General features: G+C 66.9%; 6 protein-coding genes and 1 pseudogene. 3 read left to right on the top strand and 4 right to left on the bottom strand.

Annotation, left to right across the window (positions count from 1 at the left end; translation table 11 throughout):
- Nucleotides 1–120 precede the first annotated feature (120 nt).
- Nucleotides 121–2,772, bottom strand: a complete 2,652-nt coding sequence (locus AB0J95_RS30795; protein WP_364765504.1) for a carbohydrate-binding protein — start codon at nucleotides 2,770–2,772, stop codon at nucleotides 121–123.
- Here AB0J95_RS30795 and AB0J95_RS30790 point away from each other — a divergent pair.
- The gene (locus AB0J95_RS30790) at nucleotides 2,653–2,925 is read left to right on the top strand and encodes a hypothetical protein (RefSeq protein WP_364765507.1); all 273 of its coding nucleotides are present in this window, start codon (nucleotides 2,653–2,655) and stop codon (nucleotides 2,923–2,925) included. The two genes, AB0J95_RS30795 and AB0J95_RS30790, sit on opposite strands and share 120 nt — an antisense overlap.
- Before the next feature lie 18 nt (nucleotides 2,926–2,943).
- Here the strand turns inward: AB0J95_RS30790 and AB0J95_RS30785 are convergent, their stop codons facing one another.
- Nucleotides 2,944–4,419: a discoidin domain-containing protein gene (locus tag AB0J95_RS30785; RefSeq protein WP_364765463.1), complete on the bottom strand. Its 1,476-nt coding sequence runs from the start codon at nucleotides 4,417–4,419 to the stop codon at nucleotides 2,944–2,946.
- 138 nt (nucleotides 4,420–4,557) lie between these two features.
- Here AB0J95_RS30785 and AB0J95_RS30780 point away from each other — a divergent pair, with 138 nt between their 5' ends.
- On the top strand, nucleotides 4,558–5,274 hold the full coding sequence (locus tag AB0J95_RS30780) for a tyrosine-protein phosphatase (protein ID WP_364765460.1): 717 nt from the start codon (nucleotides 4,558–4,560) through the stop codon (nucleotides 5,272–5,274).
- Between the two features lie 119 nt (nucleotides 5,275–5,393).
- Nucleotides 5,394–5,978: pseudogene (locus tag AB0J95_RS30775) on the top strand (response regulator transcription factor); the annotation flags it as partial.
- On the opposite strand, the gene AB0J95_RS30770 reads toward AB0J95_RS30775, so the two are convergent.
- Nucleotides 5,907–7,727 (bottom strand): ABC transporter ATP-binding protein, encoded by a 1,821-nt coding sequence (locus tag AB0J95_RS30770; protein WP_364765457.1) that lies wholly within the window; start codon nucleotides 7,725–7,727, stop codon nucleotides 5,907–5,909. The pseudogene AB0J95_RS30775 and the gene AB0J95_RS30770 sit on opposite strands and share 72 nt — an antisense overlap.
- Nucleotides 7,724–9,379, bottom strand: coding sequence for an ABC transporter ATP-binding protein (locus tag AB0J95_RS30765; protein ID WP_364765454.1), 1,656 nt, complete (start codon nucleotides 9,377–9,379; stop codon nucleotides 7,724–7,726). Before AB0J95_RS30765 ends, AB0J95_RS30770 begins: the two co-directional genes overlap by 4 nt.
- Nucleotides 9,380–9,444 lie beyond the last annotated feature (65 nt).

Genomic DNA, 9,444 nt, shown 5'->3' with positions numbered 1-9,444 from the left:
ACTTGACAGATGTGATTCCCTCCGGGCAGGCCATACCGGAGGGACAGGGCACGGCCCTGAACCCCCTCTGGGTGGCGCTGCCGCGCGGCGAGCGCATCTTTCGACGAACCCGAAGAACAACTAATACTGAACCGTCAGTGTATCCACATCAAACAAGAACCCAGTCCCCCCAACAAAAACAAGGAACAGAGCCCCAGAACCCGAAGACAGGGACGTGGAGACAGTCTGGAAAGTCTCCCACCCACCAGTGTTGGGAACAGAGACAGACCCAAGCAGAGCCCCCGTAGCAGACCCAGCCCGAACCTGAATAGTCCCACCAGAACCAGCGGAAGAGACCCGAGCAGAGAAGGACCGAGCCCCAGCAGCGGGAACCTGAGAGTACCCAGCCCAGTCCCCGTTCTCAATGAACCCGGCGGTCTGCCCACCCGAAGCGGGAGCATGAGCGGCGGCCTGAACCCCAGAGGTGGAGGTAAAAGCCTCCCCCTCCACAGTCCGGGTCACCGGCCCAGAACCCCCAAAAGTGAAGGAGTCCAGGTCAAACAAGTTCCCCTGCCCGGTAACCCCCTTGAAAACCAAGAACAAAGAGGTGGTCCCAGCAGGAACACCAGACAACCCAGCAGAGACAGTAACGAAGTTGTCCCAACTCCCAGTATTGGCAACAGCCACAGATCCCACCAGAGGCCCACTAGCAGACCCAGTACGAACCTCAAGAGTCCCACCAACACCACCAGAAGAGACTCGAGCAGTAAAACTCCCGGCCCCGTTCAAAGCGTACGGAGTAAAAGAAACCCAGTCGTTGTTGTCAACAAAACCAACAGTGGTACCACCTTCAGCCCCGCCGTGAGTGGCCAGCTGGATCCCGGACTGCGAACTGAAGTGCTCCCCCTGCCGGTGCCGAGGTTGCAACTTCCGCACGCTGTGGGTGGTCAGCCCACCGTTGTCGGTGTACTCGGCATCGAACACCCCATACACGTTCGCCGCCGGATCATGCTCCCCATCGATAGGCACGGCGATCGACCCCGAGCACCCGTTCACCGAAGTGATCTGATGCGAATGACTGTCATGCCCCAGAAGATACGTGACCTTCACCCGCGAACAGTTGATCGACCCATCCTCCGGATCGGACACGTTCACCTGGAACGGCACGGTATCCCCAAACGAGAACAACTGACCGTCCAAAGGAGACGCAAGCGTCACCGAAGGCGCCGTGTTCCCCACGGAGATCAGGACGTTCGCAGACCCAGTCAACCCCTGCGGATCCCGCACGGTCAAAGTAGCCGTGTAGTTGCCGTTCGCCGTGTAGGTATGCGAGGGATTAGCAGCGGTAGAAGTACCGCCATCGCCAAAAGCCCAGGAGTAGGTCAAAGCCCCACCCTCAGGATCACTACTCCCCGCGGACGAGAAGTTGACCGCCAAGGGAGCCCGCCCGGAGGTAGGCGACCCGGCAGCCACAGCGACGGGATTCCGGTTCTGCCCACCAATGTACTCGATCCGCCACAACGCCTGATTCCCAGACCCCGTGCCATAGTCGAGCACATACAACGCCCCATCAGGCCCGAAGGCCATGTCCATGACCTGAGTCCCAGTCCAAGGGAAGGCTCCGATGTCCCCAACCCCACCAGACCCGGTGACCTCGATGGCCTTGATCCACCGCCGCCCATACTCCCCGGCGAAGAACCGCCCATTCAACGAAGCCGGAAACTTCACCGTCGACGGGTTGGCAGCGTCATACCGGTACACCGGTCCACCCATAGGCGACTCGGACCCGGTCCCAAACTCGGGAGGAGTCCCGTTGTCCCCGCCGTACTTGATCCAGGAAGCCTTGGCAGCAGGCAACTTCTGCAACCCGGTGTTCCGCGGCGAGTTGTTGGTCGGGCCGCCCGCGCAGTCGAACTTCGCCCCAGAAGGCCCAGACGGGAACACGAAGTCGTTGTAGGTCTCGTCAGAAGTGTTGGTACCAGTGCAATACGGCCACCCATAGAACCCCGGCGAGGTGATCCGGTCGAACTCCACCTGCCCGTTCGGCCCACGCTGCGGGTTCGTCGTCCCCGCATCGGGACCGTAGTCACCCAGGTAAACGATCCCAGTGGCCCTGTCCACGCTCATCCGGAACGGGTTGCGGAACCCCATCGCGTAGATCTCCGGCCGCGTCCCGGAAGTCCCCGGCGCGAACATGTTCCCCGAGGGGATGGTGTACGACCCGTCGGCCTGTGGGTGGATCCGTAACACCTTGCCCCGCAGGTCGTTCGTGTTCCCCGCGGACCGTTGCGCGTCGAACTGCGGGTTCCGCGAGGTCCGCTCGTCGATCGGCGTGTAGCTGTCGGACTGGAACGGGTTGGTGTCATCCCCCGTAGTCAGATAGAGGTTCCCGGCGGCGTCGAAGTCGATGTCCCCGCCCACGTGACAACACTGCCCACGGTCGTTGGGCACCACCAGGACGACCTTCTCCGAAGCCATGTCCAGGGTGTTGTTGGTGGTCAACACGAACCGCGACAGATGCAGCTCACCCTTGAACCGGTCGAAATCCGCCTGCGTCCCATCAGTCGGCGCATCACCGTCCGGAGTGGACAGGCGCGGCGAGTAGTACAGGTAGATGAACCGGTTCGAGGCGAAGTTCGGGTCCGCGGCCACACCCTGCAGACCCTCTTCATCGTGCGAGTACACGTTCAGCTTCCCAGCCTGAACGGTGGTCCCAGCGGCATCGGTGACCCGCACTGTGCCGTCACGTGCGGTGTGCACCACGGATCTGTTGGGCAGCACGGCGATCGACATGGGCTCGCCCAGCTCGCCGGCACCGAGGGCGAGCTGGACCTGTTGGTAGTCGGCGGCGGGAATGGTGGACCCCGCGAAGGCCGGGGCGGGAACAGCGAAGGCGGCGGTGACAAGCAGTGCGGCCGTGAAGCCGCACCGACGCCGTGGAGCTGAAGACATCGGCGTCCTCTCTCAAACGCGATAGGCCTGCAGATCGGCGAGCTGCCCGGCCGGCCACCCGGTGTTGGCGGTGAAGAAAAGCCGGAGATAGCGGTAGGTCACCGGCCCGAACGTCACGGTCACGGTGTTCTGCGAAGAGGGACTGAAGGTATAGCCCGAGGACCCCAGAACCTGCTGGAACGCCAGGTCATTCCCGGCACCGAGGATCGACAGCGTCTGCGTCCGGGCACCCCAGAACGAAGGCAGTCTCAACACCAGCTTGGACACCGGGGAAGCCGTCCCCAGATCCACGGTCAGCGACTGCGGGAAAGCGTTGTTCGCGCTCTCCCAGTACGACCCCTGGTTACCGTCGACGGCGTACCCGGGGAAGTACCCAGGCACGTTGGACGAAGCGGAAACCGGCCGCCCCAAAGCGAGATCCGGGTTCGGCAGCGGACCCGGCGCACCGGTGAACTGCCCGACCCAGTACCTCGTCCGATCCAGGTACGCCGTTTCCGAAGCCGCACCCGAAGTCCCATAGGCGCCGGAGTACGTCAAATACCCTTGCCCACCAGGCGGAGAAGACCGCGCGGGCTCGAGCATCGAACCCTCATGCCACTCGTTGAACGAGGTCACCGACACCCATGTCGGCGCCCCACCGGTGGCCGGGTTCAGCGCGTTGCCCCACTCCCTGTCATACGTGCCACCGTTCGCCCGGTCCACGGTCGGCGTCGAGTTCCCCGGAACCGCGCGATCGTCGATATATCCCGGAGCCACCGAGGGCGCCCACACCAGACCGTTGGCCTTGCAGAAGTCCGAGGCGTTCTTCCACCCGGGAGCCGTGGCGCCCGCGATGCCGTCGTAGGTGTACATCCCGCCGAAGTGCGCGACCTTGGTCGTGTCGGTGGTCTGGGCCAGCACGATGCTGGACGACCGCACCTGGTCCAGCGCGGTCCAGTCGGCGATCCGCAGGCTTTCGAACACGTAGAACGCAGATCGGTTGCCGTGCGCGGCATCCCGGTAGAACGCCGGGCTGCTGCCGTACTTGTTGTTGATGTAGTTGATGTCCGCGACCGTGGACTCCGCGGTCCGGTTGCCGTAGGGCTCGAGGTGCCAGGCGACCTTGATGCCGAACTTGGCCGCCGAGGCGAGGATCGTGGGTACCAGGTTGTCCTCGTAGGACCCTTGGCCCCACCAGCTGGTCACGATCACGCCCGCGCCGGACCGCTGGACCCAGGCCATGTGCTGGTCGACCACGGCGGGGTCGCCGGAGTCGTACGCGCCCAGGGTGGGGTAGAAGTTAGCCCCGATGTCGTTGGGCGGCGTGTGCCCGCCCTGGTCCCAGTGCCGGTAGCTGCCGAGCCTCGCGGGGCTGCCGTACCAGGGGTAGTAGAAGAGATGGACGTCGGTCGATACCGCCTGTACCGCTGCCACAGCCGGTGGCGCAGGCACACCACTGGCTAGCAAGAGCAGGGTCAACAGGCCGACAATGCTTTGCAGGGTGCGCATGTCTGCCTCTCTTTCCCGGCAACGCTGCCGGGTGCCCGGAGTGTACGCATTGCGAACAGATCACGGCAAGATATAAACGTCATTACGCAAATTTTTGACTTGTCCAGGACAACGGGGGCCTCAGGCATGCTGGAGCCCATGACTGTGGAACGGCACCTGGACTGGGACAGCTGTTACAACGCGCGCGACCTCGGCGGTCTGCCGCGCCGGAATGGCGGCCAGACCCGTTGGGGCGCAGTGGTCCGGTCCGACAACCCGGACCGCTTCTCCGAGGAGACCTGGGCCAAGGTCCACGACTACGGCATCCGCACGCGCATCGACCTGCGCGGCGAGCACGAGATGCTCGACGGCGTCGAGCCCAAGGGGATCACCAGGCTGACCATCCCGCTGGACGACCGGTCCGACGAGGAGTTCTGGAACAAGTACGGCGAGAACGGCGACTTCACCAGCTGCACGCCGCTGTACTACACGCCGTTCCTGGACCGGTTCCCGCACCAGATCGCCAAGGTCTGCACCGCGATCGCGCACGCCGAGCCGGGCGGGGTGCTGTTGCACTGCGCCGCCGGCCGCGACCGCACCGGCCTGATCTCACTGGTGCTACTGGCTCTCGCGGACGTCGAACCGGAGGCGATCGTCGCCGACCACGCGCTGAGCACCGAGCGGCTCAAGCCGGCCTGGGCGGAGCTGAACCTCGACGACCAGACCGCCGCCATCGAAAAGGTCATCGCCCGTTCAGGTACGACCGCTCGCGACTCGTTGCTGGCCACCCTCGAACGGCTCAACGCCCGCGACTACCTGACGAAAGCCGGGATGAGCAGCGCGGACGTCGAGTTGCTCGAAGATCGGCTGGTGTGACGACTACTCCGATCGTATGAGCACGAATCCACCTCTCCGCCCGCCAGGTAACGGCCATCTGCCCGTGCCCTATCTACCCGTCGCATGGAGTGCGCGCCTGACTGCACTCCGAGGGAGGGATGATGTCGGCAGGGCCCCAGATGAGCCCGGAGGCGTACCGTGGCGCGGCCACCGAACCGCGCCTGATCAGTGTGCTGCTCGTCGTTGACATGGACCTGTTACGCGACGCGCTTGTGACGCTGTTATCCGACCAGCACGACATGGAGGTGGTCGCCGACCTGAAGTGCGATGAGAAAGTGGTCGCGGTCGCGGCCCGGATCCGCCCGGCCGTGGCGGTGATCGACATCGACCATCCCGGCTCGCACGGGCTGACGCTCGTCCATCAGCTGCGGGACTGCTTACCGGACACGCAGGTGGTCGCGCTGGCCGCGGCCAAGCCGCCGGGGCTGATCCAGCAGGTGCTCTCCACCGAGGTGCTTGGGGTAGTGGACAAGCACACCTCGGCCGAACGCCTGCTGCAGGCCATCCGCGGGGTGGCCAGGGGAGACCAGGTGATCGACGTGGGCCTGGCGGTGGCCGCGCTGTCCGCCGGACCGAACCCGTTCACCCCACGGGAGCTGCAAGTACTGCGGTTAGCCGCCGACGGTGCCTCCGGACCGGAGATCGCCTCCCGGCTGTCGCTGTCCAAGGGGACCGTGCGCAACTACCTGTCCAAGGTGATGAACAAGACCTGTGCCCGCACCCGGATCGACGCCATCCGCATCGTCCGTGAGGCGGGCTGGTTGTGAGGATGCCCAGTGCCCCCAGAGGTCCCGGTAGAGCGGTGACGTCGCCAGCAGTGTGGCGTGGTCGCCGACGGCCGCGCTGACCCCGTCGAGGACCAGGATCCGCTCGGCCCGCCGCGCCGAGCTGATCCGGTGGGCCACGACGATCAGCGTCCCCGGGCGCTGGGCGAACGCCAGCTCGGCGCGCCGCTCGGCGACCGGGTCGAGGTGGCAGGTCGCCTCGTCCAGCACCACAACCGGTGCCGTGGAAAGGTATGCGCGCACGAGCGCGATGAGTTGCCGCTCCCCAGCGGACAGTTCCGCGGGGTTGACCGCCTCGCCGAAGCCGATCCGGTCGGCCAGCGAACGTGCCCCCACCGCGTCCACCGCGGCCTCGATCTCCGCGTTCGTCGCGTCCGGCCGTAGATAGGTCACGTTCTCCCGGAACGTCCCGGCGAACACATATGCCTCTTGCGGGATCAGCACCCGCGCCTCGGGAACGACCTCCCGCGCCGGAACGCCGCCCAGCTGCACGGTGCCCGAGGTGGGGCGGCGCAGCCCGCAGACCAGACTGGCCAAAGTGGACTTTCCGATCCCGCTCGGTCCCACGACCGCCAGGTGTTCACCGGCCATCACCGTCAGGTCGAGGTCACACAGCACCGGTTCGGCGTGCGGGCCGTACGCGAAGGTGACGTCCCGCAGGATCAGGTCGTGGCCGTCCGGCTGGAGGGCCGGGCGCGGCGGCAGCGGCCGGTCACCGGACTCGTCCAGGATCCGGCCGAGGGTGACCACGAACCGCAGCCCGCTGCCGCCCACCCCGGCGATGACGGCTCGGAGGGCGGGCTGGAGTCCAGACAGGACATACGTCAGCCCGCCCATGATCGCGCCGGCGGTCAGGCCCCGAGAGACCAGCCATGGGCCGGCGCCGAGCAGCACGAGGAGCGGAACCCAAGCGCCGAGGGCATAACACCCGGTGCGCAGCGCGGCGACCTTGGCCAGCGCGCGTTCCGCGTCGGCCTGGTCCTGGATCGGGCCCGCGACCATGGCGGCCGCGTGTTCCTCGGCTCCGGCCGCGACCACGTCACGGGTTCCGGCGAGCACCGCGCCCGCCGTCCCGGCCAGACGTTCGTCGGCCAGCACGGAAGCGCGCTGCTTCGAAGCCGAAAGCCCGAGAATGGCGAGGAAAGCGCCGAAGCCGAGCAGAAACGGCGGCAGGATCAGCAGAACGACGACCGGCGCCAACGACAGCGAGCCGATGACCACCCCGACCACGGTCACCAGAAAACCCCGGATCACCACGATGATCCCGGCGAACGTGTCCCGGACGACCTCCACCTGACGGGTCAGCCGAGCCAGAGCGCCTTCGTCCCGCTGTCCGGAGACCGCGCGACGCAGGGCTCCGCCGACGACCTTGCGCACCAGCTCGTCGCGGAACGGTTCGACCAGCTCCCCCAGGCGCTGGAACACCTTTCGCGAACCGGCCGCGCCGATCACCGACGCGGCGAACAGAACGCCCAGCCATACGAACCCGACGACCAGGTTCCCAGCCAGAAACCCGTCATCCACGGCATGCGCCACAGCCAGACCGGACACCGCAGCGGGCAAGGCCTCGGGCAGCGACCACGCGGCCAACGCAACAGCGGGGCGGCCGCGCAGGGCCGCCATGCCGTACCGGACCTCGCGCATCATGCGGCGGCCCCGAAAACGTCGCGGTAGGCCGGGTCGAGCCAGAGGTGTTCGTGCGTACCGATCGCTCTGACCCGCCCGGAGTCCAGCCATACCACCAGATCCGCGCGGGCCGCGGTCGCCACCCGGTGGGTCACGATGAGGCGGGTGCGGTGGCCGTGGTCACCGGTGAGGGTCTGGCTGATCTGCATCTCGGTGACCATGTCCAGGCTGGAGGTGGCGTCGTCCAGGACAAGCAGGCGCTGCGCGTGCCAGGCCCGGGCCAGGCCAAGGCGTTGGGCCTCGCCGCCGGACATCGGCGCGTCGGCCAGGGGTGTGGTGTAGCCCAAGGGAAGCCGCGTCACGAACTCGTGCGCGTGGGTCGACTTCGCCGCTTCTCTAACACTGTTAGAGTCCCGGCCCATGCCGACCGCGTCCGCAATGGTCCCGCCCACCAGAACCGGTCGCTCGAACGCGCAGCCAATGGATTTCCGCAGTTCGGCGTGCCCCAGGTCACTCAGCGGAACGCCATCGAGCAGGACCTGCCCGGCCGACGGGTCGCGCAGCCGGGCGGCAACCGCTGCCAGCACTGACTTTCCGGCGCCAGACCGGCCCACGACCGCGACCGCCGCCCCGCCGGGCAGCGTCATGCTCACCCCGTCCAACACCAGCGCGTCTCCACTGTGGACGGACACCTCACGGAACTCCAGCTCGCCGGGCCCGCGTGGAAGTCGTTGCCGGCCATAGCCCATCGGCTCGACGTCGAGGACCTCACCGGCCCGGTTCGCCCCGGCCTTGGCGCGGGCGAGCCGGCTGAAGATCCCGGTCATGCTGCCCAGCCCGGCGCCGATGACGGCGTACTGAACGGCCGCGAACAGCTCACCCGGCGTGATCCGCCCGGCCGCCAGGGCAAAGCCACCGGCGCCGAGGACCGCGATGGTGACGAGTGGACCGACGACCGCGCCCTGGGCGACCGACCGGGACAGCACGTGCCAGCTGCGCATGCCCTGGTCGTGCAGCGCGGGCAGGTCGGTGAGCACGCGGCGTTTCTCGTCGTGCACGGTGCCCGCGGCGGCGATGGTCCGCGCGCCGGTCAGCGACTCGGTCAGGCGGGCGGCGATCCGGCCCTGGACCCGTTGGTAGGACGTGATGACCGCGGCCGTCCGTTTCGTAAAAGCGCGAAGCACCAGGGCGACAAGCGCCACCCCGGCCAGGAAGGCCGCCGCGAGCAAGGGATCGATGAGGGTGAGCAGGACCAGGCTGCCGACCGGCGGCAGCACCGCGACCCACACTGTGAGCAGGCTCGGCCCCGCCTGTGCCGCGTCGACGGCGTTCCCAGACACACGTGTGACCAGATCGCCGGTGTCGAACCGCGAATCCGGGCCGACCGCCAGCAGATGCCGGATCAGCCGATTACGTAACCAAGCTGTTGTACTTGCCGCACAAGCGGTTCCTACGAAACTGTCAAGAAGGTCGACCGCGATCCCCAGTGCGATCAGCACAGCGGCGGCCACGAGCCACAGATTTCCGGTCCCACCAGCGACGATGGCGTCCACAGCGCGACCGAGCACAGTGGGCAGAGCGAGGGTGCACAACGTCCCGGCGAGGGCCGAAGCCGCGAGCCAGGGCAGCCATCGGCCGCTCTGCCGGGCTATCAAGCCGAATGCCGTCGGCACACCCAAGCTCCTATCATGAGGGCGCTGCCCCGGGGCGAGGCTCAGTCGTCCCGAGGCAGCGCCTG

Origin of the sequence: Actinocrispum sp. NPDC049592, from assembly GCF_040675465.1 — a bacterium.
GTDB lineage: Bacteria > Actinomycetota > Actinomycetes > Mycobacteriales > Pseudonocardiaceae > Kibdelosporangium.
The sequence above is the reverse complement of the archived record's forward strand: the minus strand, read 5'-3'. Positions and strand labels throughout refer to the sequence as shown.

Excerpts from the sequence above, each read along its gene's own strand:
- AB0J95_RS30770 (WP_364765457.1), bottom strand. The coding sequence starts at position 7,727 with ATGATGCGCGAGGTCCGGTACGGCATGGCGGCCCTGCGCGGCCGCCCC.
- AB0J95_RS30785 (WP_364765463.1), bottom strand. The coding sequence starts at position 4,419 with ATGCGCACCCTGCAAAGCATTGTCGGCCTGTTGACCCTGCTCTTGCTA.
- AB0J95_RS30795 (WP_364765504.1), bottom strand. The coding sequence starts at position 2,772 with ATGTCGATCGCCGTGCTGCCCAACAGATCCGTGGTGCACACCGCACGT.
- AB0J95_RS30780 (WP_364765460.1), top strand. The coding sequence starts at position 4,558 with ATGACTGTGGAACGGCACCTGGACTGGGACAGCTGTTACAACGCGCGC.